This window comes from Actinomyces oris (assembly GCF_001929375.1).
Lineage (GTDB): Bacteria > Actinomycetota > Actinomycetes > Actinomycetales > Actinomycetaceae > Actinomyces > Actinomyces oris_B.
In genome coordinates this window covers 1-22,647 of sequence record NZ_MSGO01000069.1, presented here as the reverse complement: position 1 = coordinate 22,647, position 22,647 = coordinate 1, and the positions used below count along the sequence as shown (strand labels likewise).

The 22,647-nt window shown below is 69.3% G+C and carries 20 protein-coding genes and 1 pseudogene; 14 read left to right on the top strand and 7 right to left on the bottom strand.

Annotated features, from left to right (window positions below; translation table 11 throughout):
• Positions 1–263: pseudogene (locus tag BKH32_RS14585) on the bottom strand (zinc transporter); the annotation flags it as partial.
• A 182-nt stretch (positions 264–445) separates the two neighbouring features.
• Between BKH32_RS14585 and BKH32_RS13775 the strand changes: the two are divergent.
• Positions 446–706, top strand: a complete 261-nt coding sequence (locus BKH32_RS13775; RefSeq protein WP_143222839.1) for a hypothetical protein — start codon at positions 446–448, stop codon at positions 704–706.
• 29 nt (positions 707–735) lie between these two features.
• On the opposite strand, the gene BKH32_RS12485 is transcribed toward BKH32_RS13775, so the two are convergent.
• Both BKH32_RS12485 and BKH32_RS12480 read right to left on the bottom strand, forming a co-directional pair.
• Entirely contained in the window at positions 736–1,299 is a 564-nt protein-coding gene (locus BKH32_RS12485) for an RES family NAD+ phosphorylase (RefSeq protein ID WP_081376810.1), read from the bottom strand.
• Positions 1,300–1,361: 62 nt separating this feature from the next.
• The gene (locus BKH32_RS12480; RefSeq protein WP_075250321.1) at positions 1,362–1,952 is read right to left on the bottom strand and encodes a hypothetical protein; all 591 of its coding nucleotides are present in this window, start codon (positions 1,950–1,952) and stop codon (positions 1,362–1,364) included.
• A 916-nt stretch (positions 1,953–2,868) separates the two neighbouring features.
• On the opposite strand from BKH32_RS12480, the gene BKH32_RS12475 reads away from it, so the two are divergent.
• Positions 2,869–3,549, top strand: coding sequence for a TetR/AcrR family transcriptional regulator (locus BKH32_RS12475; protein WP_075250320.1), 681 nt, complete (start codon positions 2,869–2,871; stop codon positions 3,547–3,549).
• 128 nt (positions 3,550–3,677) lie between these two features.
• On the opposite strand, the gene BKH32_RS12470 is transcribed toward BKH32_RS12475, so the two are convergent.
• On the bottom strand, positions 3,678–4,358 hold the full coding sequence (locus BKH32_RS12470; protein WP_081376809.1) for an HAD family hydrolase: 681 nt from the start codon (positions 4,356–4,358) through the stop codon (positions 3,678–3,680).
• A 199-nt stretch (positions 4,359–4,557) separates the two neighbouring features.
• Between BKH32_RS12470 and BKH32_RS12465 the strand changes: the two genes are divergently transcribed.
• Positions 4,558–5,568 carry a LacI family DNA-binding transcriptional regulator gene (locus tag BKH32_RS12465; RefSeq protein ID WP_081376808.1) on the top strand — a complete coding sequence of 337 codons (1,011 nt, stop codon included), beginning with the start codon at positions 4,558–4,560 and terminating at the stop codon, positions 5,566–5,568.
• A gap of 59 nt (positions 5,569–5,627) precedes the next feature.
• Here BKH32_RS12465 and BKH32_RS12460 read toward each other — a convergent pair whose 3' ends face one another.
• Positions 5,628–8,441, bottom strand: a complete 2,814-nt coding sequence (locus BKH32_RS12460) for a GH32 C-terminal domain-containing protein (RefSeq protein ID WP_075250319.1) — start codon at positions 8,439–8,441, stop codon at positions 5,628–5,630.
• A 248-nt stretch (positions 8,442–8,689) separates the two neighbouring features.
• Between BKH32_RS12460 and BKH32_RS12455 the strand changes: the two genes are divergently transcribed.
• From BKH32_RS12455 to BKH32_RS12410, 10 genes are all read left to right on the top strand, one after another.
• The gene (locus BKH32_RS12455) at positions 8,690–8,986 is read left to right on the top strand and encodes a PspC domain-containing protein (protein ID WP_075250318.1); all 297 of its coding nucleotides are present in this window, start codon (positions 8,690–8,692) and stop codon (positions 8,984–8,986) included.
• 470 nt (positions 8,987–9,456) lie between these two features.
• On the top strand, positions 9,457–11,703 hold the full coding sequence (locus BKH32_RS12450) for an NAD(+) synthase (protein ID WP_178384679.1): 2,247 nt from the start codon (positions 9,457–9,459) through the stop codon (positions 11,701–11,703).
• 302 nt (positions 11,704–12,005) lie between these two features.
• Positions 12,006–12,446: a PTS sugar transporter subunit IIA gene (locus tag BKH32_RS12445; RefSeq protein ID WP_075250317.1), complete on the top strand. Its 441-nt coding sequence runs from the start codon at positions 12,006–12,008 to the stop codon at positions 12,444–12,446.
• Positions 12,446–12,937, top strand: coding sequence for a PTS system mannose/fructose/N-acetylgalactosamine-transporter subunit IIB (locus BKH32_RS12440; protein ID WP_075250316.1), 492 nt, complete (start codon positions 12,446–12,448; stop codon positions 12,935–12,937). Before BKH32_RS12445 ends, BKH32_RS12440 begins: the two co-directional genes overlap by 1 nt.
• A gap of 107 nt (positions 12,938–13,044) precedes the next feature.
• Entirely contained in the window at positions 13,045–13,977 is a 933-nt protein-coding gene (locus BKH32_RS12435) for a PTS mannose/fructose/sorbose transporter subunit IIC (protein WP_075250315.1), read from the top strand.
• 21 nt (positions 13,978–13,998) lie between these two features.
• The gene (locus BKH32_RS12430; protein WP_075250314.1) at positions 13,999–14,856 is read left to right on the top strand and encodes a PTS system mannose/fructose/sorbose family transporter subunit IID; all 858 of its coding nucleotides are present in this window, start codon (positions 13,999–14,001) and stop codon (positions 14,854–14,856) included.
• 187 nt (positions 14,857–15,043) lie between these two features.
• A complete protein-coding gene (locus BKH32_RS12425) occupies positions 15,044–15,823 on the top strand; it encodes an HAD family hydrolase (protein ID WP_075250313.1) in 780 nt (259 codons plus the stop codon).
• The gene (locus BKH32_RS12420; RefSeq protein ID WP_075250312.1) at positions 15,820–16,419 is read left to right on the top strand and encodes a hypothetical protein; all 600 of its coding nucleotides are present in this window, start codon (positions 15,820–15,822) and stop codon (positions 16,417–16,419) included. Before BKH32_RS12425 ends, BKH32_RS12420 begins: the two co-directional genes overlap by 4 nt.
• Before the next feature lie 82 nt (positions 16,420–16,501).
• A complete protein-coding gene (locus tag BKH32_RS12415; protein ID WP_075250311.1) occupies positions 16,502–17,419 on the top strand; it encodes an HAD family hydrolase in 918 nt (305 codons plus the stop codon).
• 152 nt (positions 17,420–17,571) lie between these two features.
• Positions 17,572–18,375 carry an HAD family hydrolase gene (locus BKH32_RS12410; protein ID WP_256691899.1) on the top strand — a complete coding sequence of 268 codons (804 nt, stop codon included), beginning with the start codon at positions 17,572–17,574 and terminating at the stop codon, positions 18,373–18,375.
• Between the two features lie 175 nt (positions 18,376–18,550).
• On the opposite strand, the gene BKH32_RS12405 is transcribed toward BKH32_RS12410, so the two are convergent.
• Together BKH32_RS12405 and BKH32_RS12400 are read right to left on the bottom strand one after the other, a co-directional pair.
• Complete coding sequence (locus tag BKH32_RS12405) at positions 18,551–18,997, bottom strand: GNAT family N-acetyltransferase (RefSeq protein WP_075250309.1); 447 nt, start codon at positions 18,995–18,997, stop codon at positions 18,551–18,553.
• A 299-nt stretch (positions 18,998–19,296) separates the two neighbouring features.
• Positions 19,297–20,649 carry a serpin family protein gene (locus BKH32_RS12400; RefSeq protein WP_075250308.1) on the bottom strand — a complete coding sequence of 451 codons (1,353 nt, stop codon included), beginning with the start codon at positions 20,647–20,649 and terminating at the stop codon, positions 19,297–19,299.
• A gap of 307 nt (positions 20,650–20,956) precedes the next feature.
• Here BKH32_RS12400 and BKH32_RS14010 point away from each other — a divergent pair, with 307 nt between their 5' ends.
• A complete protein-coding gene (locus tag BKH32_RS14010) occupies positions 20,957–22,321 on the top strand; it encodes a PAS domain-containing protein (protein ID WP_075250307.1) in 1,365 nt (454 codons plus the stop codon).
• Positions 22,322–22,647 lie beyond the last annotated feature (326 nt).

Below are 22,647 nucleotides of genomic sequence, written 5' to 3'. Positions count from 1 at the left end.
ATGGAGATCACGACCTTCGGCCCCGGAGGCTGACGCGTGATACCCGAGCCCTGAGCGATCAACGTGGCAGCCTGTCGAGTGGTCAGCGTAATTGGTTCTGTTGAGGCTGCAGGTTGATCTATCTGCCCGTAGTCACAGTATGCTCTTGCTGCCCCTTTATTGTCTTTGTTGACTTGGCATACCGCTACGACTCGTGGCGTTTTGGGGTCGGAGTAGTTGACTTGGGTGTCCGGAGATGAATAAGCCTCACGGTCTATTTTCATCGAGAGAACTCCTTTGTCTCGGTTTGTCGACGGTCGGGCAACCCTAACCTGAGTTCGATCGGTAGAGGGAAGTGTCCTGATAATCAAGGTGTTATCTCGAAGGTCCGGCAGATGGGGAGGCACGTAGAAGTTGATCTGCCTTCTGATGTGGAAGAGTGGGTTCAAGTTGCGTTGATCATGGCATGGATGAGGTGGAAGTGCTTGGCGTTGTGGCTCGCATGCAAAGTTTGTCATTCGTTGGCAAGCGGATTGGCAGCAGAGGAAGTCCTGTCGGAGTAGTTCTTTTCGAGTCACTGAAATCTCGTGGATTTAACAACAAGACGATTGAGTATTTTGATGACGAGGGTATTAGGCTGCTTTTGGATGTGTTGTCAGAAATTCTGATTGTCGTGCGAGGAAGTCTTAGTTCTGGGCTGGAACACATTCCCGAAAATAGAACGTGAGCGGAACTGTTGGTGACTTTTGCGGTAGCTCAGACGATCTCGTAGCCGATGTCGGGGGCGAGCGCCTCCAGCAGGGCGTAGAGCGTGGCGTCGGCCAGCGGGGCAGTGTCCCGGGGCAGGGCCGGCAGGCTGTCGTACGCGGGGGAGAACAGTACCGTCATCTCGCCCCCGGTCATCGTCGAGCGGGCGCGCAGGCCGTCGACGTCGGGCAGCTGCTCCCGGATGGCTCGCGCCCAGGCTCGGCACGTCGAGCGAAGGGCGCTGTCGAGGCTGACCGAGGCTCCGTTGCGAAGCGCCCAGGTGCTGGTGAGATCGAGCAGGCGCAGCGGGCGAGTCGCCTCCCAGACCTGCAGAAGAGGCATGTCGCTGCGCGTGTCGATGACGCGGGTGTCGGCGAAGACCTCCGCCACACAGGTGAGCAGGTCGCCGGCGGTGTACAGGACCCCGTGGTCGGGATGCTCCCCCGTCGGCAGCGGGTGCGGATCCCAGCGGCATCGCGGGTGCGGCCCCCAGGTCCTCAGCTCGCCCCACGGCAGGGGGTGAGGGCTGTGCGCGAAGGCGACGCGGGCGAGCTCGGCGTGCTCCGCCCTCACGATGTCCTCCGGGCGGGTGTGGAGCGTCGACGGCGGCTGTGGAGGATTCTTCGGTCGGGGACTCACCGGTGGTCCGCATCCGAGAGCTGCTGGACGACCGCCGCCGGGTCCCCGCCGGCGATCAACCACTGCGTGGGCGTCGCCCCGTCGAGCAGCTCGGGGTCCGAGGTCGTCATCCGCGCCTCGATGGTGGCCGGCGTCATCCCCTCCCGCAGGACGGGCACCACCGTTGCCAGCCCGGGGATCGGGCGGCCGTCATGGAACTGCCACGTGGGGAACCTCAGCGACCGCCCCTCGCGGTAGGCGTAGAGGGTGCGCCCGGCCGCACGGGTGATCGTTGTCGTCGTCCGGCTGAGCAGGCTGGCGACCTGTCGGGTGCTCAGAGAGCGCGCCAGCGTGCAGGCCGCCTGGACGGCCTCGTGCTGAGCGGTGAGTTGCTCGGCATACGCGCGGTCGGACAGGATTCGCTCCACCTTGCGGGCTGTGGACTTGCTGCGGCCGCGAGGAGTGGTTCGGGCCAGGAAGTCGGTCATGCCTGCGGACACCGGGCCGACGCCGTCCTGCGACGTGCGGGCAGTGGCCTCACGCATCGCGTCCGCGAGCTCCTGGTCGCTGAGGTCGAGCTGGTCGAGCAGTCCGGCAAGAACAGTCATGGCGCAAGTGTAACGCACTGTACTTGCATGCACATGCGTTCATGATGCGTATCCGTGGTGCCGGGGTGGGGTTGGTCGCCCTGGGGTGGCGGTGGCGCCGACGTAACACCGGCTCCGGCCCGAGTCCCGCCGCGGGGCGGGCTTACTGCACGAGGGTGGGGATCCACTGGCCTGGGGCTGTGCATACTGCACGAGAGCCCGACCTACGTGGAGTGCCCCCGACCCTCCCCCAGTAGCACCCCGCCCTCGTGCAGTATGTGCCGAACCCGGCTGGGGGTGGTGTGCGATCAGGTCCACCCTTGATGAGGTGCTCAGGTCTTCTGGCGCCTGCACCTCCAGGCGGTCTTGCCCCGGGTGAGCTGTCGGGGTCGATTCTTGGCGGCGCCATGTTCCCTGAGGGGTGGCGAGGGCTCACTCTGCGAGGGCGTCGGCCCTCCGCAGGGTGGGTGGGTCGGGCCCGTCACCGGAGGGTTTCGCGGCATGTATTTGAACCGGAAACAAGAATCTCGTAAGTGTTACACAATTGTGACCATCATGGTGTCGCCGTACAAACCTGGACGAAGTCATAAGAAGTTCTGGGTGGCGGCGGGAGGGCGTGGGGGCCAGTAAACCCAGCCGCCCCAACAGACCGCGTGGTCGGGGAACTCTGGGCTGGTAGGAGCCGGTTAATTGTGTGAAAACCGAGATCAAGTCGTCACTCACATCACGAGGAGGGCACGTGGAGGTCACACTTGAGCGGATTATTCCAATGAGGGCCTTTCTGCCTTGCAATTCCCTTACTGGAAGGTGCCATGATGCGGCCATGAACACTGTCAGTACCCCGACTTCGCCCCAAGCCGCCCCGGCTAGGCGGCGCGGACCCGGGCGCCCCCGAGCGGGCAGCGAGGACAAGCGAGCACGCATCCTCAACGAAGCCGTGGTTCTCTTCGGAGAGCACGGGTATGCCGGCACCTCCCTGGCCGACATCGCCAACGCGGCAGACATTTCCAAGGCCGGACTCCTGCACCACTTCTCCTCCAAGGACGAGCTCTTCGCCAAGGTGCTGGAGCGTCGTGACAGCGAGGACGCCCTGAGCATTCTCGCGGAGTCCCCGGCTGTCGAGGGCGACGCCGCCAAGTCCCCTGTTGACACCGTCGGCAACCTGGACACCCTCGACGTCGCGGGCGCCTCCGACCTTGACGGCAACCCCTGGACCCTGCTGGAGCGCTACGTCGAGCTGCTCGAGCGCAACGTCGCCCACCGAAACCTCACGGCGATCTACACCGCGACGGCCGTGTCGGTCCTCGACGCCGACCACCCCGCGCACCGGTGGATGGCCAACCACCTCAACAGCGCCGTCGAGCGCTTCGAGTCCAGCTTCGAGGCCGGCAAGACCGCCGGGCTCGTGAACCCGCAGATGCCCTCGCGCCTCGTGGCGCGCAGCCTGGTCGCCCTCGTCGATGGCCTCCAGCTGCAGTGGCTGTGCTCGACGACGCCCGGGACCGCCGCCGCGGAGGCCCTGTCCACTGACCTGGTGGCGGAGATCCGTCTCTACGCCGACTGCCTGCGCAGCCAGTGGGAGGTCCAGGAGACCCCTCTGCGGCCCAAGGCCGCCTGACGGCGAGAGGCGTCGCGCCGCACCAGGCTCGGCACCTCCACGAATCCTCATCAGAATCCCTATTCATCCCATCCGGCTCGGGAACCTCGCGTTCCCGAGCCGGTTCTGTCTGTGGGTGCCGGTCCGGTTCAGCGCTCCGCCCACAGCAGCAGGTGCGGGGTGATCGACGCCAGGTCCGGGACGACGACGAGGCCGGGGTCGGCCGGGAAGTGCTTGGTCTTCCCGATCTGCACGACATGGATCCCGTTGCCCCGGGCCGAGGCCGCCCCCGTGGGGGAGTCCTCGACGACGACGCAGTCCTCCGGGCGCAGGTCGAGGCGCTCGACCGCCGTGGCGTAGGGCAGCGGATCCGGCTTGGCCCCGACGCCGTCGTCCCCGGTGACCAGGACGGCGAAGACGTCGCCGAGCGCGGAGGCCACCTTCTCGACGATCCGGCGCGGTGAGGCCGAGACGATTCCCTGGGCCAGCCCCACCTCCGACAGTGCCGAGGTGATCCGCAGCGCCCCGGGCAGCAGGGGAGGGGCGGCGCTCACGGAGGCCTCGACGTCGTGCGCGATCGCCTCGAAGACCTCCTGCGTGGCCGGGTCGTCCCAGGAGCGGGTGGCGCCGGTGGCGGCGATGAGCTCGCGGGCCTGACGGATTGAGGCTCCCGTCATCTGGGTGACGAGCTCGGGGCGCGGGTCGCCGCCCAGGGCCTGGCAGTGGTGGATGAAAGCCTCGTCCCAGAAGGGCTGGGAGTCCATGAGGGTGCCGTCCATGTCCCACAGGACAGCGCGCACTGTGAAGTTGGGAGTGGGGGATGACATCATGAGAAACAGCCTAACCGCAGGGCGCTGCTGCGCGCAGGGGGCTGGGCGCGGTGCCTTGTGACTCGCCTGCCGGCGCTCAGGGTTATGCGCTGCGTCGTCGTCCTGGCAGACTGCCGCCAGGGCGCCAGGTGGTGCACGCGTCGGATTCCAACGGGGTGTGCAGGTGGCGGCGCAGTCGGAGGGGCCGGGAGGAGACCGGGTGGGCGACACCTACAGGACCACGATGGCGGACGTGGCCAAGGCGGCCGGCGTCTCGCGCACCACCGTGTCCTTCGTGCTCAACAATCGCGACGGCTCTCGTATCCCCCAGCAGACCCGTGAGCGCGTCCAGCAGGTGGCTGCCGAGCTCGGGTACCGCCCGCACGGCGGCGCACGGGCCCTGGCCTCGCGCCGATCCTCTCTCATCGGCCTGGTCTCGGAGATCGTCACCAGTCCCTTCGCCGCCGCCACGATCCGCGGGATCCAGGACACCGTCCGGGCCGCCGGCTACACGCTGTTCATCGTGCCGACCTCGACGGAGGCCACCGTGGATGCCGAGGCCTTCGAGACGCTGCTGAAGTCCCGGGTCGAGGGGATCATCTACGCCACCGGCTGGAACTGCCGGGTCCGCATGCCGGCGCAGGCCCGTGAGATCCCCACCGTCCTGGTCCACTGCATCGACCCGGTCTCCGGCCTTCCCTGCGTGCGCCCCGACGAGGAGCAGCTGGGGCGCCTGGCCGCGCAGGCGCTCTTGGAGGGCCATCATCGCGACATCGGCGTCATCGAGCTCGACCCCAACGACGGCGAGGCCGCCCCGGGGCGGCGCGTCGGCTGCCGGACCTACCTGGAGCAGGCCGGCATCCCCTGGAGCACCGTGCACGTGGCCGTCGGCCACGGCACCGCCCGGGACGGGTACGCGGCCGCCGCCCGCCTCCTGACGGACCACCCCTGGCTGACCGGGCTGGTGTGCGGCAACGACTGCATGGCGATGGGCGCCTATGCCGCGATCCGTGAACAGGGACTGAGGGTGCGTGAGGATGTGGCCGTCATCGGGATCGACGACCAGGAGCTCATCGCCGGCCAGGTCCATCCGGCTCTGACGACGGTCGCGCTGCCCTTCGAGGAGATGGGGCAGGTGGCCGTCTCCCACCTGCTGGCCCTCATGGAGGGCGAGGAGGTGCCCGCTGAGACGCTCCTGCCGGGCAGGATCATCCGCCGCTCCTCGGCCTGACGGCGCGTCGCACCGCCTCTCCGGCCCGGTCCCCGGCCATGAGGGGGAGGCGCTGCCGCTCAGGAGCGCCGACGGCGCAGGCTCAGCGCGTAGACGCCGCTCGCGGCGGCAGCCGCCCCCAGGGCGCCGAGAGTCAGGGACGCACCGGTGCGGGCCAGGGGGAACCGGGCGGAAGCACTCCTGCCTGCAGCTGCGGCGGTGGGGCTCGCCGACGCCGTTGCGGCCTTCGCCTGGCCGCGGGCCGGCTCCTGGACGGCGGGCTTGCCGGGCCCGGGGGAGTCGGGGCCCTCGGCCGGGGCGCCGGCGTCCTGAACGGCCCCCAGGTGCCACAGGCTCAGGGAGCTCAGATGCGCCGTGCCGCCCTCGGCGTGGAGCGAGACCCCCGTGGCGTCCTCGGTGGGGTAGACGGTCTCGGTGATGACGGGAGTGCCGTCGGCTGCGAAGACCTCCACGGAGTGGGCGTCGACGACGACGCGCAGGTGGACCTGTCCCTTGCTGTCCGGTGACAGCGGCGCCGTGGCGCGGCCCGGGAACTTCGGGGAGAAGTCGGTGACCCCGGAGTGGGTGCGGTCCACGACGAGCTGCTTGGCCCTGGAGTCGTAGCCGATGAGGGTGTACTGCTCGCCGTTGTCGAGGACCTTGAGTCCGGCGAAGGAGGAGGCACCGGGTTTCAGGTCGACGCTGATGTCCAGGGAGGTGCCCTGGGCGGCCTGACCGAGGGAGGTGTCGCCCTCCGGGATGTCGGTGCTCGCCCGGGTCAGCTCCTGCCCGGTGCGCAGGGACTCCAGAGCCGTCACCGGCTGGGCGGTCAGGCGCAGCTTGCCGTCCACCCGGGTCAGCCCCATCTCGCGCACCGTGGACATGGCGGTGCGCCAGGTGGTGGTGGGCAGATCGCGCACGTAGGCCCAGTTGCTCATCCAGCCCACCTGGTAGCGCTTGCCATCGGGGACGTTGTTCCAGGTGACGGCGGCGTAGTAGTCCTTGCCGTAGTCCAGGCGCGGGACGACGTCGGCCCCGGAGAAGGCCTTCGTGTCCGACTGGAGGATCTGGTCGACCATGAGGTGGCCCCAGTCGTCGGCGTTGCCGTTGTGGTCCTCGATGACGAGCCGCGCCTTGCGGCCCTTGTAGGCCGTCACGTCCATGCTCGTCCACTCCAGGGTCCCGGAGTTGTTGCCGGTGGCGGAGGCGACGACCTTGCCGTCGACGACGAGGTTGACCGAGGTGTTGTCCGCGATGGGGGAGGCCTTCCTGCCCGAGGCGCGCACCTCGTCCAGGAGGATGTGTCCCCAGGGGCCGGTGGCCGTGTCAGTGACGACGATCTGGGCGGACTTGCCCTTGAGGTCGCTGACGTCCCAGCTCTGCCAGTTGAGCTCCTCCAGGTTGCGGCCGGTGGCCGAGCGCACCACCTTGCCGTCGACGACGAGCTCGACGACGCTCACCCCGGAGCTCCCCTCGGCGTCGCCCTCGGGGCGCGGGTTGTTGCCGCCGCCCATGAGGAGGTTGAGGTAGGTGGAGTCGATGGTGAAGGTCGGCGAGGTCGCGGTGCCGGTGGTGGCGTCCGAGCCCTGCCCGTTGCTGACGTCGAGGTAGGTGTTGAGCAGCCCGGCGCTGGAGTGGTTGACCAGCGGCTGCTGGCCGGGGGTGGCGCCCTGAGGGGGCGTGGCCCCGAAGGCGCTGCCCTCCACGGTCCAGCCCTCCCAGGAGCCGTCGAAGCCGGCCAGGAGCCTGCCGCCGCCGTTGTCGCCGGTGGCCGCGGGGTTGTAGGGGTGCTTGCCGCCGGCGGTGCGCAGGTTGATGTAGGACGAGGAGACGGTGAACTCATCCGAGGTCAGCGTGCCGGTGTCGGCGTCGCCGCTGCCGAAGGAGTCCACGTAGGCCTTGCCCTGGTGCCCGGGCAGGTCACCGGTGGCTGGACCCGAGCCGAAGGCGGCGCCGTCGGCCTTCCAGCCGGCGTAGCCGTTCTCGAAGTCGGCCAGGGTCGTGCCCTCCTCGCCGGTGTAGTGGGGGATCTCGTCAGGGGTGAAGGTGGAGCCGTCCCAGCCGCCCACGAAGTACTGGGCGGAGTCGGCCACCGTGACCACGAGGACCCACTTGACCTCCTTGGAGCTGCCGTCGACCGGCAGCGGGAAGAAGTCCGGGCACTCCCACACCGCTGAGGTGATGCCCTCCCCGCCGAAGCTGGACTGCTCGGTCCAGTGGATGAGGTCGGGGGAGGAGTAGAAGGAGACGCGGTGCTCGGTGGCGTGGGAGACCACCATGGTCCAGCGCCCGGAGGCCTCGTCCCAGAAGACCTTCGGGTCGCGGAACTCGTGGGAGCCGATGTCCAGGACCGGGTCCCCGTTGTTGTACAGGTTCCAGGTGCGGCCCTTGTCCGTGGAGTAGGCCAGGGACTGGGACTGGTTGCCGCCGACGTCGGCCCGCGTCCACACCGCGACCATGGCCGGGTTGCCCGGGCTGCCCAGGCCGGAGGTGTTCTTGGTGTCAATGACCGCCGAGCCGGAGAAGACCCCGTACTGCGAGGTGTACGGGATCGCCACGCCCAGCTCCTCCCAGTGGACCAGGTCCTTGGAGACGGCGTGGCCCCAGGACATGTTGCCCCAGTCCGAGCCCTCGGGGTTGTACTGGTAGAACATGTGGTACTCGCCGTCGTAGTAGACGAGTCCGTTGGGGTCGTTCATCCAGTTCTTCTGGGGGGTGTAGTGGGTCTGCGGACGCCACCGCTCGCCGGCCCGGTCGGCGTTCGGTGCGGTCGGGGCTACGGAGGCCGGTCGGGTCTGGCCGGAGGCGGCTGCGGGCATGGAGGCCAGCGTAGAGCCGGCTGCCAGCAGGCAGAAGGCGGTCAGGGCGCTGAGTGCTCGGGCGGTCCGACTCATGTGCTGTCCTCCGGGAAGCGGGCTCGGCGTGAACGAGGGCGGGGGCGCCGTTACGGGGCGGTGCGGTGCTCAGGGGCTGCCGCCCCGTCTCCTGCGCCGATCCGATAACGCGCGTTAGCGCCAGTAATAAACTACGCGGACCTTCGATGCTGAGCAAGCAGTCAGGGGTGAGTCCCGATCAGTATCGGGGACTTCTCAGGGTGCTCCCCGATAGCGGATGGCAGGCTCCAGCACCCAGACTTGTTGCCATGACGCAGCAGCAGTACCCCGGTCAGTTCAGCCAGTCCGCCCGCTTCGAGGGCGGGGGCGCCTCCTCCAGCCGTTCGGGCGAGTTCTTCCGTTTCCGCGACTCCCTGCCCCGCCGTTCCCGTGAGCACCGCATTCTCGGCGGCGTCTGCGGAGGTCTGGCCGAGGCCTGGAACATGCCCGTGACCGCGGTGCGTGTCGGGGTGATCCTGGCCAGCTTCCTGCCCGGCCCCATGTGCCTGGTCTACGTCGCGGCATGGTGCCTCATGCTCGACGAGCCCGCCCCCGCCCAGTACTGACTGTTCCCAGCCTGCCCGGGCGACTCCGAGCCGACTGGCCCGGGCCGTGACAGTCCTTCGGAGACCTTTAGCGTTCTGGTAACACGACCCGTACCAGACTCACGACTACCGACATCGGCCGAGGACGTCGAATTCTTCGGCCTCGTAGAAAGAAAGGTGATGGCTGTCTCTTCGCTCTCCTCAATGCTTCTCTCCTGCCGTCTGTCCATCACTCGCTTTCTCCTGACGCATGCCCGTCCCTGCTGCCACCGGTTCCAGGCGGCACCTCGGGTCCATGCGTGAGTGATGGGCTGCGCCCACCTCGCCGCCCCCGGTTCCACGGGTGACGTGGTGGGCGCAGCGTGCTGCTGAGTGGGGGTCATCGATGCGTGCGGGGGCGGAGTTCCTGCTCCTGCACGCATCGAATGCCCCGGTCGCGAAATAAGGGCGGCTCTCTCGCCGGAAGGCGCCGTCGATGGGAGGATCGAGCCGTGACCAACACCGTGAATGACGCCAATGACGCCGTGACTGCTCCGGCGACCGACATCGAGTTCCTCTCCGCCTACGACCAGGGCTACGCCCGCGTCGCCGCCGTCACCCTGCCCGTGGTGGCCGTCGACCCGGCCGCCAACGCCGCCGCCATCATCGAGCAGGCTCGCAGCCTGGCAGACGACGGCGTCTGCCTGGCCGCCTTCCCCGAGCTGTGCCTGACCGGCTACGCCATCGACGACCTCCTGCTGTCCGACGTCCTGCTGTCCGACGTGCTCACCGCCATCGAGACCCTGCGCGCCGCCAGCGCCGACCTCCTGCCCGCCCTCGTCGTCGGTGCGCCTCTGCGCCTGGGCGACCGCCTCTACAACTGCGCCCTGGTCATTCAGGGCGGGCGGGTGCGCGGCGTCGCCCCCAAGTCCTACCTGCCCACCTACCGGGAGTTCTACGAGAAGCGGCACTTCGCCCCCGGCGACGCCCTGCCCGCCGGGGTGGAGAGCATCGAGCTGCCCGGTGTGCGCGGCGGTTCCGGCAGCACCGAGAGCGCCGACGGCTCTGGTTGTCCTGAAACGGCCGCCCGGGTCCCCTTCGGGGCGAACCTCCTGTTCGAGGTCGACGACGTCCCCGGCCTGACCTTCCACGTCGAGGTCTGCGAGGACATGTGGGTGCCCGTCCCGCCCTCCTCCGTGGCGGCGCTGGCCGGGGCGACGGTCCTGGTCAACCTCTCCGGCTCGCCCATCACGGTGGGGCGGGCCGAGGACCGTGAGCTGCTGGCCCGCTCCTCCTCGGCCCGGGGGCTGGCCGCCTACGTCTACGCCGCCGCCGGGCAGGGCGAGTCCTCCACGGACCTGGCCTGGGACGGCCAGACCCTCGTCTACGAGAACGGCGAGCTGCTCGGCTCCACCGAGCGCTTCCCCGACGGGCCTCGTGCCACCGTCGTCGACGTCGACATCGAGGGCCTGCGCGCCGAGCGCCTGCGCCAGGGGACCTTCGCCGACAACGCCCGCACCCTGAGCTCCCCGGTCGCCGGCGCCCCGACCGCGGCCACCACCTTCACCGACCCGGCGGCCTTCCGACGCATCCGGATCAGCGCCGCCGACCTGGCCGCCCCGCGCACCGACATCGGCCTGCGCCGCCGCGTGGACCGCTTCCCCTTCGTACCCGACGACCCGGCCCGGCTCGCCCAGGACTGCTACGAGGCCTACAACATCCAGGTGGCCGCCCTCGTCCAGCGCCTGGGGGCCATCGGCAACCCCAAGATCGTCATCGGCGTCAGCGGCGGCCTGGACTCCACCCACGCCCTCATCGTTGCCGCCCGCGCCATGGACCGCCTGGGCCGGCCCCGCTCCGACATCCACGCCATCACCATGCCCGGCTTCGCCACGAGCGCCGGCACGCGCCGCAACGCCGAGGACCTCGCCGTCGGCCTGGGCTGCACCTTCGAGGAGCTCGACATCCGGGCCACCGCCACCCAGATGCTCACCGAGATGGACCACCCCTACGGCGAGTACGCCCGCACCGGGGTCCTGCCCGAGGGGGCGAGCGAGCGCGAGCTCTACGACGTCACCTTCGAGAACGTCCAGGCGGGCCTGCGCACCGACTTCCTCTTCCGCATCGCCAACCACCGCGGCGGCATCGTCCTGGGCACCGGGGACCTCTCCGAGCTCGCCCTGGGCTGGTGCACCTTCGGGGTGGGCGACCAGATGGCTCACTACGGCGTCAACGCAGGCATCCCCAAGACCCTCATCCAGCACCTCATCCGCTGGGTGGTCGCCGAGGGGCTGTTCGACGACGCCGTCGGGCGCACGCTGCTGTCCATCCTGGACACCGAGATCAGCCCCGAGCTGGTCCCGGCCGAGGCCGGCGGCGCCATCCAGTCCACCCAGGCCAGGATCGGCCCCTACGCCCTGCAGGACTTCACCCTGTGGCACGTGCTGCGCCGCGGCTCACGTCCCAGCCGCATCGCCTTCCTGGCGCACCAGGCGTGGGCGGACGCGGCCAGCGGGGACTGGCCCGAGGGGCTGCCGCAGGCGGAGAGGGTGGCCTACGACCTGACCGAGATCCGGCGCTGGCTCGAGCTGTTCCACCGGCGCTTCTTCACCAACCAGTTCAAGCGCTCCACCCTGCCCAACGGGCCCAAGGTGGTCGCCGGCGGCTCGCTGTCCCCCCGGGGCGACTGGCGCATGCCCTCCGACGCCGCAGCGACCGCCTGGCTGGCCGAGCTCGAGCGCAACGTGCCCCTGGCATGAGGCCCCCGCAGGGAACCAGGACTATTGTCCTGTGATGTGAGGTACAACACAATGTGGCGTTTTAGAGGCCCCTTGTTCGGGATTGATAAGAGCAAAACCCATATTTACAGCGAAAACGTCCGGTGGTGCGCTGATAACGCGCGTTAGCAGTGTTGGTTTTGTGACTTTTTGTGCGAAAGTGGTGGGCGACTCAGTGGTGGCGATCACCCTGATCCTTCTTATCGTCGCCATGTCACACACGTTGCTGTTGCCCAGGCCATACGAACCTGTGGCGGCAGCCCGGATCGGAAGGGTCCCCGCCCATGGTCTCCCTGGTCATAGCCGCGCACGGACACCTGGCTGAAGGCCTTGTCGCCTCCTCATCAATGATCGTCGGCCCCAGTGACGACGTCGTCGCCGTCACCTTCGAGCCCTCCGAGGGACCCGATGACCTGCTGGCGAAGTACGCCGCCGCGGTCGAGGCCTCCTCCAGCCAGGAGCACCTCATCCTCGTCGACCTCTTCGGCGGCAGCCCCTACAACGCCGCGGCCCGTTTCGCGGCGGGGCGTGACGATGCCGACGTCGTCACCGGCGTCAACCTGCCCATGGTCATCGAGGTCCTGTCCCGTCGTCTCACCGGCGCCGGTCTCACCGAGCTCGTGGAGGCCGCACGCACCTCCGCCGTCGACGGCGTCAAGGTCCTCTCCGAGGTCTTCACCCCTGCCCCCACCACCACTTCCGATGATGAAGGAGACGAGCTCTGATGGACGTCAAGCTCCTGCGTATCGATTCCCGCCTGGTCCACGGACAGGTCGCCAACAACTGGGCCGGATCCCTGGGCGCCGAGGCCATCCTCGCCGTCTCCGACGGCGCCGCCAACGACGAGCTGCGCAAGACCCTCATGCTGCAGACCGGCGGCGGCAAGGTGAAGGTCCACGTGCTGGGCGTGGAGAAGGCCGCCCGCGTCTACAAGAACCCCAAGTACGAGACCCTCAAGGCCGTCATCGTCGTCGAGACCCCGGCCGACATCGTGCGCCTGCTCGACCTGGGCGTGGACGCCAAGGAGGTCAACGTCGGCGGCATGACCTTCAAGCAGGGCACCAGCCAGGTCTCCCAGGCCGTCTACGCCAGCCCCGCCGACGTCGAGGCCTTCAAGGAGATCGACTCCCGCGGCATCAAGCAGTACATCCAGCAGGTGCCCTCCACCGCGAGCTCCGACCTCATGGGGGCCCTCAAGGACAAGGGCCTGCTCTAAGGGCGCAGCTCCCTCCCCACACCTCCCTCGCACACTTCCATCCCGTCACCGTCGGTGGCGGGCTCAGTCGGAGTGTCCTGTCAACCCTCACATGAGAGAGACATACCGTGCATGACATCAATCTGATCCAGATCATTCTGGTCACGCTCGTGGCGTTCGTCGCGGGCATGGCCAGCGTCCTGGACGAGCGGCAGTTCCACCGCCCGCTCGTCGCCTGCACCCTGACCGGTATCGCCCTGGGCAACCCCGCCATCGGCATCATGGTCGGCGGCTCCCTGGAGCTGCTCGCCCTGGGCTGGATGAACGTCGGTGCCGCCATGGCCCCCGACTCCGCCCTGGCGTCCACGGTCTCCACCATTATCGCCGTTGCCTCGGTCGGTGACGCCTCCTCCACCAAGAGCGCCATCGCGGCCGCCATCGGTGTGGCCGTCCCGCTGGCCGTCGCCGGCCAGGCCCTGACGATCTTCGTGCGAACGATCGCCATCTTCTTCGCCCACCAGGCGGACCGCTTCGCCGAGCAGGCCAACTACCGGGGCATCGCCATCATGCACTTCACGGCCCTGGGCCTCCAGGGGCTGCGCGTTGCCATCCCGACCGCAGTGGTTGCCGCACTGGCCTCGGGTGACACGGTCAAGCACGCCCTCGATGCCATTCCGAAGGTCATCACCGAGGGCCTGGGCATCGCCGGAGGCTTCATCGTCGTCGTCGGTTACGCCATGGTCATCAACATGATGAAGGCGCGCAAGCTCATGCCCTTCTTCTTCCTGGGCTTCATCTTCGCCACCTTCGCCACCACCTTTGGCGGCTCGGCCTCGGTCGGTGACCACAGCAAGGGCGTCGACAAGTGGGTCATCGACCTCGCTCCCAACGGCGCCACCCTCGTGGCGCTGGGCATCCTGGGGGCCTGCCTGGCCGTCATCTACGTCCAGCTCAACCCCGAGTTCCACGACTCCGTGCGTCTGCCCGCCGCCGCCTCCCCCGCGGCCGGCGGCGGCTCCAGCAGCGACCTGGACGACGACCTCGACGACGAGCTCGACTGAGCTGGAAGAAGGAAGACTCTCATGACTACTGAAACCGCTCCGGGCACCTCGGAGAAGATGCTCACCACTCGTGACCTGCGCCGGATGTACTGGCGCTCCACCTTCCTGCTCGGCTCCTTCAACTTCGAGCGTATGCAGGCCATGGGCTTCTGCTACACGCTCATGCCCGCCATCCGGAAGTTCTACCGCGACGACAAGAGTGCCCAGGCCGCCGCGCTCAAGCGGCACCTGGAGTTCTACAACACCCACCCCTGGGTCTCCTCGGCCGTCTTCGGCGTCACCGCCGCCATGGAGGAGCAGAAGTCCAAGGGCGAGGACATTTCCGAGGAGACCATCACCTCCGTCAAGGTCGGCCTCATGGGACCGCTGGCCGGCGTCGGCGACCCCATCTTCTGGGGGACCGCCCGGCCCGTCCTGGCGGCCCTGGGCGCCTCCCTGGCCATCAACGGCTCGATCGTGGGCCCGCTGCTGTTCTTCGTCGGCATCAACCTCCTGCGTGTTCTCACCCGCTGGTACGGCCTGAAGTTCGGATACGAGCGCGGCACCGAGATGGTCACCGAGGTCGGCGGCGGACAGCTCAAGAAGATCACCCAGATGGCCGCCATCATGGGTCTGTTCGTCATGGGCGCCCTGGTCTCCAAGTGGACCACCATCAAGTTCCCGACCGTGGTCTCCAAGGTGGCCGATCCCGACACCCAGATCGTCAAGGTGACGACCGTCCAGAGCATCCTCGACCAGCTGCTGCCCGGCCTGGCGGCGCTGGGCCTGACCTTCCTGTGCATGTGGCTGCTCAACAAGAAGGTCAACGCGCTGTGGATCATCCTGGGTATGTTCGCCGTCGGCATCCTGGGCCGCTGGATCGGCTTCCTGGGAGTCTGACGACGGCATCGGCTTCCCGTCTCCGAGCGGGGAGGGGCCGGAGGACTCGCCTCTGGTTCCCTCCCCGCTCCACACGCTCGGTAGAATGCGCGGGCTCCTTGTGGGCTTCGCCGGCGCCTGCCCTCACCCCGTCCGCCCCGTTCCGACGTCGTCCCCTGTTCTCCGCCCCCTGCAGCAAGGAACCCGCGTGACCCGACTCCTCGTCACCGACCTGGACGCCACCATCGTCTTCGACCGCACCGTCTCCGCGGCCGACCGCGAGGCCATGGCCCGCTGGCGGGCCGCCGGCAACCTCCTGGCCGTCGACACCGGCAAGTCCTCCTTCGCCACCCGCGACGTCCTGGCGCCCCTGGGCGTCGACTTCGACTACGGCGTCGTCTTCACCGGTGCGGTCCTCATCGACGGCGACTACCAGGTCCTCTCCGCCCGCTACCTGCCCGACGGCGTCGCCCGCGACGTGGCGACCCGCACCGTTGACCTGCCGGGGGTGACCACCTACGCCACCACCATCGAGACCGACTACATCCTGGCCGACAACAACGAGGAGATCTCCCCGATCCTGGCGGTCTTCGAGCACCTGAGCCTGGAGGAGATGGACTCCCACCGCTTCATCGGCGTGCCCCTGCGCGTCACCGACGACGCCCTGCGCGACCGCCTCCACCGAGACCTCACCCAGCGCTGGGAGGGAGCCCTGGACTGCCACCGCAACCAGGAGTTCCTCGACGTCGTGCCCGCCGGCGCCACCAAGGGCGCGGGCCTGCGATCCCTCCTGGACGGGCCCCTGGCGGGGCGGAACATCGAGGTCTGGACCATCGGCGACTCCTGGAACGACCTGGACATGCACGCCGTCGCCGACCACGCCGTCGCCCTGCCCTGGTCCCCGCCGGAGGTGACGGCCGCATGCGAGACGACCACGGGCTCCATGGCCGAGCTCATCACCACGATCCTGGAAGGCGACCGAGCATGAGTGAGAACAGCAAGACCGACGCCGGAAGGACCCTGGGCGCCCGGGTGCGCGACTGGTTCAACGGAGGGGATCCCGACGGGCGCGCCAAGCTCCGCGCCTGGGCCACCGGGGACGACGGCCGTTGGCGCGGATACACCCACTCCATGGGCAAGTACGTCACCTGGCTCATGGTCATCGCCTGTGTCCTCTACCCCTTCACCCGGGGGATCGGCTCGATCGTGGCCCTGCTCGTGGCCATCTTCCTCATGGGCGGACGGGCCATGATCGAGCGACAGGTGCGACGCGACGTCTCCGACCTGGAGGAGGCCAAGCGCCAGTGGGGGCTCACCCGCAACCCCGAGTACCTGCAGTTCATGGCCCTGCGCGCTGAGGGGCTGCTCGAGGACAACAAGATCCTCACCTCCGACTCGCGCAACCTTCTTCAGGACTACGCCCAGTGGGCCCGTGAGCGCCAGGAGTGCGAGGACAGGAAGCAGGCAAAGAAGGCCCGCAAGGCGGAGAGGAAGGCCCGCCGGGAGGGCGCGGGTCAAGAGTCTGACGAGTCCGCTGACGCTGCTGCGAAGAATGAGGAGAATAAGGCTGCTGACGGCTCCTAGCGATTCCTCACGACTCCCGGGCGGCTCACAGGCCGCCCTGAGTCGGCTGGAGACCGGCAGAACCTGAACGGAAAGGACTCCCATGCCACGCAGGCTCATCTCCACCGACCTGGACGGCACCATCGTCTTCAACGGGACGATCTCGCTGCGTGACCGTGAGGCCATGGCCCGGTGGCGGGCGGCCGGCAACCTCCTGGTCATCAACACCGGCAGGTCGGTCTCGGCGCTGGAGCACGTCGTGGTGCCCATGGGCCTGGAGTTCGACAACGCCATCCTCTACACGGGGGCCGCCATCGTGGACGAGGACATCCGGGTGCGGTGCTCCACGGCCCTGCCGGCCGGCGTCGTCGAGGACATCCTCGACTTCGTCGAAGGGGCGCCGGGCGTCACCGTCTTCACCACCGGGCTGGACGAGGACCTGCTTGTCTACGACACGATCGGCTCCGGGTCGGAGCTGCTGACCCTGTTCCGGCCGGCCACCCGGCGAGAGCTGGACGGGCGCGAGGTCATCGGGGTGCCGATGCGCTTCACCGACCCGGAGATGGCCGCGCGCACCGAGACCTACCTGCACCGGCGCTGGGAGGGGCAGGCGGTGGGCTTCCACAACCAGGACTTCATCGACGTCGTGCCGGCCTCGGCCTCCAAGGGGTCGGGCCTCAGGCAGCTGGTGGCGAGCCTGGCTGGGCCGCCCGCCGGAGAGGCGGCCGGGGAGAGTGAGTCGGGGACGGGCGCGGCCAACGGGGCCGGGGAGGCGCCGGCGGGTGTGGCCGGCGGGACGACGGCCGGCGACTCGGTGAGGCCCGGCGTCGGCTCGCGCCCGCTGGAGCCGGTGGAGACCTGGTCGATCGGGGACTCCTGGAACGACATCTCCATGCACCAGGCCGCCGACCACTCCTACGCCCTGCCCTGGTCGCCGCCGGAGGTGGTGGCCCAGTGCGACGGCACGGTCTCCAGCCTCGCCGACCTCATCGACTCCCTCATGGGGCGACCGACGCTCTAGGCCCCCACACACTTCGACCAAATCTTCACAATCGACGCGGCTCCGGGTCTATTTTGAAGATTTGGTCGAAGTGTTGCGGCGTTGATGCGTTGATGCGCCGGTGGGCGGATGTGTCGCGGCGGGCGCGGGCGGCGCGGGCTATGCTCGCCGGCATGCGTCTGCTCGCCACGGATCTCGACGGCACCCTCGTCTTCCGCCACGTCGTCGGGCGGGCCGACGCCGAGGCCCTCGTGCGCTGGCGGGCGGCCGGCAACCTCCTGGTGCTGGCCACCGGGCGTTCGGTGCGGCTGGTGCAGCACGCCGTCGAGGTGGCCCGGGCCTCGACGTCCATCGGCCTGGACTACGACTATGCCGTGTGCGCCACGGGCACGACCGTCATTGACGCCGCCGGTCAGGTGCACCGCACCCGGACGCTTGAGGCCGACCAGGTGCGGGCGGTCGTGCGGGCAGTCGGCGACGTCGCCCAAGCCCCCGTCTCCGTGTTCGCCTCAACCCTCGAGCGCGACTACGTGCTGGACGACCCGATCGGCCTGTCCACTGACCAGCGCACGCCGCCGGACCGCTTCGCCGCGGCGCCCCTGTCACAGGTCGCGGGCCTGGGGGTCACCTCGATGCCGCTGCACATCCCCGGTACCCGGGCCGCTGCGGCGCTGGCCCGGGGCCTGGAGGAGACGGTGGACGGCATCAACTGCACCCGCTCGACCGGCTTCGTGGACGTCACGGCCGCGGGGGAGTCCAAGGGGACGGGCCTGGGCCGGCTCGCTGAGCTCCTGGCCGCGCAGGGCCTGGAGGTCAGTGAGATGGCCGCCGTGGGTGACTCCTGGAACGACATCTCGATGTTCGAACGGGCCGACGTCCCCTGCGCGATGGCCGGTGCCCCGAGTGAGGCCGTTGAGGCCGCCGGCGGGCGCACCACTCCGAGCGTGGCCGCCTTCATTAAGGCCCTCCTGGCCTGAAGGCATGTGGAGGCCGGCCCGCACGCCGCTGGCGCCTCCCGTCCACCTGTCTGAGCACCTACTAGTTCGGCGCTCCTACACATCGACAGAAACTTCAAAAAAGACGCGGCTCCGGGTCGTTTATGAAGTTTCTGTCGAAGTGTGGTGGTGGGAAGGGACCCGCGGGGCGTGCTGCTCAGGCCTTGGCGTAGCGGTAGACGTTGGTCTCCCGCAGCTCGAAGCCGGCGCGGCGGTAGAGGCGGTTGGCGGCCTCGCGTGAGGGGCGGGAGGTGAGGTCCACGGTGCGCGCCCCCAGCTTCCCGGCGTGCTCGACGGCGGCCTCCACGAGGGCCTGCCCGGCGCCCTGGCCTCGGGCCTCACCGTCGACGACGACGTCCTCCACCCAGGCGCGCAGGCCCGTGGGGATCGTGAAGGTCGCCAGGGTGAGCATGCCCAGGATCGGAGCGCTCTGGCCGGCCTCAGCCTCGGGGCGGAAGACGAGGAGGAAGACCCCCTCCTGGCCGATGAGGGCCTCGCACTGCTCGGCGCTCAGCGCCGGGGCGCTGCGGGAGAGCTGGGGGATGAGGCGCTCCATGGCCTCGACGATCTCCGGGCTGGAGGTGGTGACGAGCTCGACGGTCATGAGGAGTTCTCCTGCTGGTTGAAAAGGGGCGGCGGGCCGAGACGGGCTGGTCCCGCAACGGCTTCCTGTCAGCCCTGGAGCCTACCGCCTGGAATCGCTCCGGGCGGCAAGTCCGTCCCACCGACCGGAAGAATCCGGTGGCGTGCCTCGGCCAGTGGGGTGCCGTGGCTGGGTGCCTGAGCGATACGGCTGGACCGGTGGGGTGGGGTGCTTCGGGTCGCGGGGCGGGGCGTCTCGGCCGGCGAGGTGGGGCACCTTGGTTTGTGGAGAATGCCTCGGCTGGCTGCGGGTGGGCCCGGTCAGGCCGAGTCGCCGATCTCCTTGACGGTGGGATCCATGATGGCGGCCTCCAGCAGGGCGGTACCGCTGGTCAGGTCCCGCAGCCGCAGTACGTAGGGGTGGTCCACCGTGAACTTGATCGGCTCGGGCGGCGGCTCCTGCCCCGGTGCCGCCCCGCCCCCTTCCGCGGCCTCGGTCAGGGCTGCTGCGACGGTGCCGGCCTCGTTCAGGATGAGGCGCACCTGCTGGACCACCTGGGTCAGCGCCAGCTTGGGCGCGATCTTGTCCAGGCCATCGGGCTTGAGGCCCTGTTCCTTGAGGAAGTCGAGGAGCTCCTTGGGCTTGGAGGTGAGGTCCAGCTTGGGCAGGGCCAGCTCCACGTCGCGTTTCCTGGCGGAGTCGAGGGCCTTGGATGCTTCCGCCCACGTCCCGGCGTCCATGGCACCTGGCAGGGTGCCGGTGTCGGGCAGGACGACGTCGAGGGCGAGTTTGGAGCCGGCCATGCTCTCCTTACCGCCGGCGTAGCTCAGGCGCACCGCTGCCCATCCCTTCCCGGTGGCGTGGGGGACGGAGCGGGTGTCGTGCATGAGGTCGGCCTTGACGGTCTTGCCCCCGGCGAGCGTGAAGTCCTCCTGCGAGGTGTCCTCGGCCTTGAAGGGGGATTCCCACTGGGCCGCGAAGAGCAGCGCGTTCTGCACCACTAGGCGAGTGTCCTTGGTGATGTCGATACCGCTGTGCGGGATGAGGCCGGCGGTGTTGCGTGAGGCCCAGGCGTCGAGGTTGTCCTTCATGGAGCTCACGCTGACCTGTTCGATCTCGGTGGAGAACCAGCGCAGCACCGTATCGAGGTAGGTCTGCTTGACCTTGAAGTCCTTCTCATCGGCGATGAGGACGTGGTTGGCCAGGTGGACGAGCGGCTTGTCCGGGATCTTGTCCGGGTTGAAGCCCTTGAGGTCGCTGTCGTAGCGGTTCAGGGAGGTCTGGATGGCCGACCAGGCCCGGTCGCGGTCCTGGCCCGAGAGCCCCAGGAGCGTGTCATAGCCCTGGGTGGAGGCGTCCGTGGCGCCGTCGGCCAGGATCGCCAGGACGAGGGCGAGGCTGAGCGGGGAGGCCATCGCCGTGGCGGCCGGGTTCTCCTTGAGGTAGTGGGTCAGGAGCTTGCTCCCGAGCTGGTCGCAGGCACTGGCGGCCTTGGTCACCTGGGAGGCGACGTCGGAGAGACTGACCTTCTCATGGGCGACCTTGGAGGTCAGCTGAGTGCCCGACGCCAGGGAGCAGCCACCCAGCAGCGCGACTGCTGCGGGAATCAGGGCGCCCAGTGCCAGCAGCTGTCGGCGGGCCGGGCCGCAGTGGTCGGAGTCGGACAGGCTCATGGGGTCACGTGGGGTCATGACGCCAGGTTAGGGAGCCCGCCCGGCCCTGTCAGAGCCTTGGGGCGTTCCCGTCATGGGGAATCATCCCCGGCCGGCGGCTGGCGGGCCCGCCGCGGCCTCCGGCCTCGACCGCTTGATCGGCAGAAAACGGCCCCATCGCGCCGTGACCACGGTGACGCGTCCTCCCACCGGGATCGGCCGCCTCGAAGGCCGGTCGAGAGTAGGCTTCCGACCAAGGTCCCACAACGCCCCGCAGCCGCCGCAGCTCCGACACCGCCCGCCTGCGCCGCCCCAAGGAAGGTCACTCATGGTCGAGTCCGCAGCTCCTGTCGAGCACGTCTTCGCCGCCGACGAGCTCTTCTTCTCCACCACGGACTCCCACGGGCGCATCCGCCGCGCCAACTCCACCTTCATGCGCCTGTCCGGCTACCCGCGCGGCGCCCTGGTGGGGCGGGCCCACAACGTGGTGCGGCACGCGGACATGCCCGCCGGACTGTTCCGCTCCATCTGGGACGCCATCGAGGCGGGTCGGGCCGCCAGCGCCTACATCACCAACCGCTCCTCCGATGAGGGCCACTACCGCGTCTTCGCCACGATCGTGCCCTCCGGCTCCGGCTACCTGTCCGTGCGCACCCTGCCGATGCTCACCGACCTGCGCGACGACATCGAGGCCGCCTACGCCCGGGTTCGCGACGTCGAGGAGGCCTCCGCCGCGGCCGGCTCCACCCGCCGGGAGGTGGCCGCCGCCGGGCAGGCCGCCCTCCAGGCCGAGCTGCAGGCCCTGGGCTACGCCGACGCCATCGACTTCACCCGCCGGGTGCTGGTCGCCGAGGTCGGCGAGCTGCTTGCCCACGGCGTCGGCATCCCCGACAGCCCGCAGGCCGAGGGCCCCGTGGCCCGGATCCTGGGCGCCATGGGCCGGATTGAGGCCGAGACCGCCGGGCTGGTCGGCATCCTCCAGGAGGGCCAGAGGCTCGTCGACCTCCTGGGCAGGCGGGCCGGCGAGATCGAGGCCCTCTCGGCCCGCCTGGGCAGCCTGCGCGAGGCCATGCGGGCCGTCGGCGCCGACGTCAAGGTCCTGGGCCATAGCCAGCAGGCCGACGACGTTGTCGCGCGCTGCCAGCAGGTCGACGCCCTGGTCCTGGAGTGCTCCGAGCAGCTCCACCCGCTGAGCAGCCAGATCGAGGCGCTGCGCGGAGACCTGGACTCGGTGAGCTTCCGCATCGCCCTGGCCCGCCTGCACAACCTGGCCGCCGGGATCTTCGCCCTGCAGATCCTCGAGGGCCAGGACGAGGTCGACGCCAACGACGCCGTCGGCGGCCTCACCGAGCTGTGCTCGGCGCTCAGCGACGGCGCCGACAACCTGACCCAGCGCGTCGGCCTGCTCGACGCGCGCCGCGAGCTGGTGGGCGGCGAGCTGGATGTCGTGGCCGAGGACCTCGGCGTCATCCAGGGCCCGATCCTGGAGGTCCTCGAGGCGGCCGCGGCCGCCGGTGCCGGACAGGCCGACTCCGTGACCACCGCCCGCACCCTGGCCGAGCAGGGCTTCGCCGAGGCCCGGGACCTGGCCGACCTGGCCGTGCGCCTGCGCGACCTCGAGGTCCCCTTCGAGGCCGAGGCCATCAACAGCGCCCTGGCCGACGTGCGCGCGGCCCTGGCCGAGCTCGAGTAGCCGACCGCCGCACCCGCGCCGGACCGCGCGACCGTGAGCTGGGTGCGCGGTCGCGAGAGCACGATGAGCCGTCCGCGGGATCGTAGGGTAGGTTGCGAGGTCGTAGCCTTAACCCACGACTTCGAGGCATAAGGTACGACCGCGCCGGAAAGGGGGCGGTGGTCATCTCCACAGGTCTGTCACGGGGCTCGCGCTGCGGGCGACGGTGGCGGGGAAGAGAGCCAGGAGCCGGGCGCGCAGCACGTCGAGGTGTGTGAAGTCCGCCCAGATGAAGCGCTCGATGCGCCAGCCCATGCGAGTGAGGGCGTCCTGGCGCTGCTTCTCCT

What these genes read in the sequence shown, in the direction of transcription:
- BKH32_RS13775 (WP_143222839.1), top strand. Translation starts at nt 446, where the DNA reads ATGGATGAGGTGGAAGTGCTTGGCGTTGTGGCTCGCATGCAAAGTTTG.
- BKH32_RS12480 (WP_075250321.1), bottom strand. Translation starts at nt 1,952, where the DNA reads ATGACTGTTCTTGCCGGACTGCTCGACCAGCTCGACCTCAGCGACCAG.
- BKH32_RS12470 (WP_081376809.1), bottom strand. Translation starts at nt 4,358, where the DNA reads ATGATGTCATCCCCCACTCCCAACTTCACAGTGCGCGCTGTCCTGTGG.
- BKH32_RS12460 (WP_075250319.1), bottom strand. Translation starts at nt 8,441, where the DNA reads ATGAGTCGGACCGCCCGAGCACTCAGCGCCCTGACCGCCTTCTGCCTG.
- BKH32_RS12455 (WP_075250318.1), top strand. Translation starts at nt 8,690, where the DNA reads ATGACGCAGCAGCAGTACCCCGGTCAGTTCAGCCAGTCCGCCCGCTTC.
- BKH32_RS12445 (WP_075250317.1), top strand. Translation starts at nt 12,006, where the DNA reads ATGGTCTCCCTGGTCATAGCCGCGCACGGACACCTGGCTGAAGGCCTT.
- BKH32_RS12440 (WP_075250316.1), top strand. Translation starts at nt 12,446, where the DNA reads ATGGACGTCAAGCTCCTGCGTATCGATTCCCGCCTGGTCCACGGACAG.
- BKH32_RS12430 (WP_075250314.1), top strand. Translation starts at nt 13,999, where the DNA reads ATGACTACTGAAACCGCTCCGGGCACCTCGGAGAAGATGCTCACCACT.
- BKH32_RS12420 (WP_075250312.1), top strand. Translation starts at nt 15,820, where the DNA reads ATGAGTGAGAACAGCAAGACCGACGCCGGAAGGACCCTGGGCGCCCGG.
- BKH32_RS12415 (WP_075250311.1), top strand. Translation starts at nt 16,502, where the DNA reads ATGCCACGCAGGCTCATCTCCACCGACCTGGACGGCACCATCGTCTTC.
- BKH32_RS12410 (WP_256691899.1), top strand. Translation starts at nt 17,572, where the DNA reads ATGCGTCTGCTCGCCACGGATCTCGACGGCACCCTCGTCTTCCGCCAC.
- BKH32_RS12405 (WP_075250309.1), bottom strand. Translation starts at nt 18,997, where the DNA reads ATGACCGTCGAGCTCGTCACCACCTCCAGCCCGGAGATCGTCGAGGCC.
- BKH32_RS12400 (WP_075250308.1), bottom strand. Translation starts at nt 20,649, where the DNA reads ATGAGCCTGTCCGACTCCGACCACTGCGGCCCGGCCCGCCGACAGCTG.
- BKH32_RS14010 (WP_075250307.1), top strand. Translation starts at nt 20,957, where the DNA reads ATGGTCGAGTCCGCAGCTCCTGTCGAGCACGTCTTCGCCGCCGACGAG.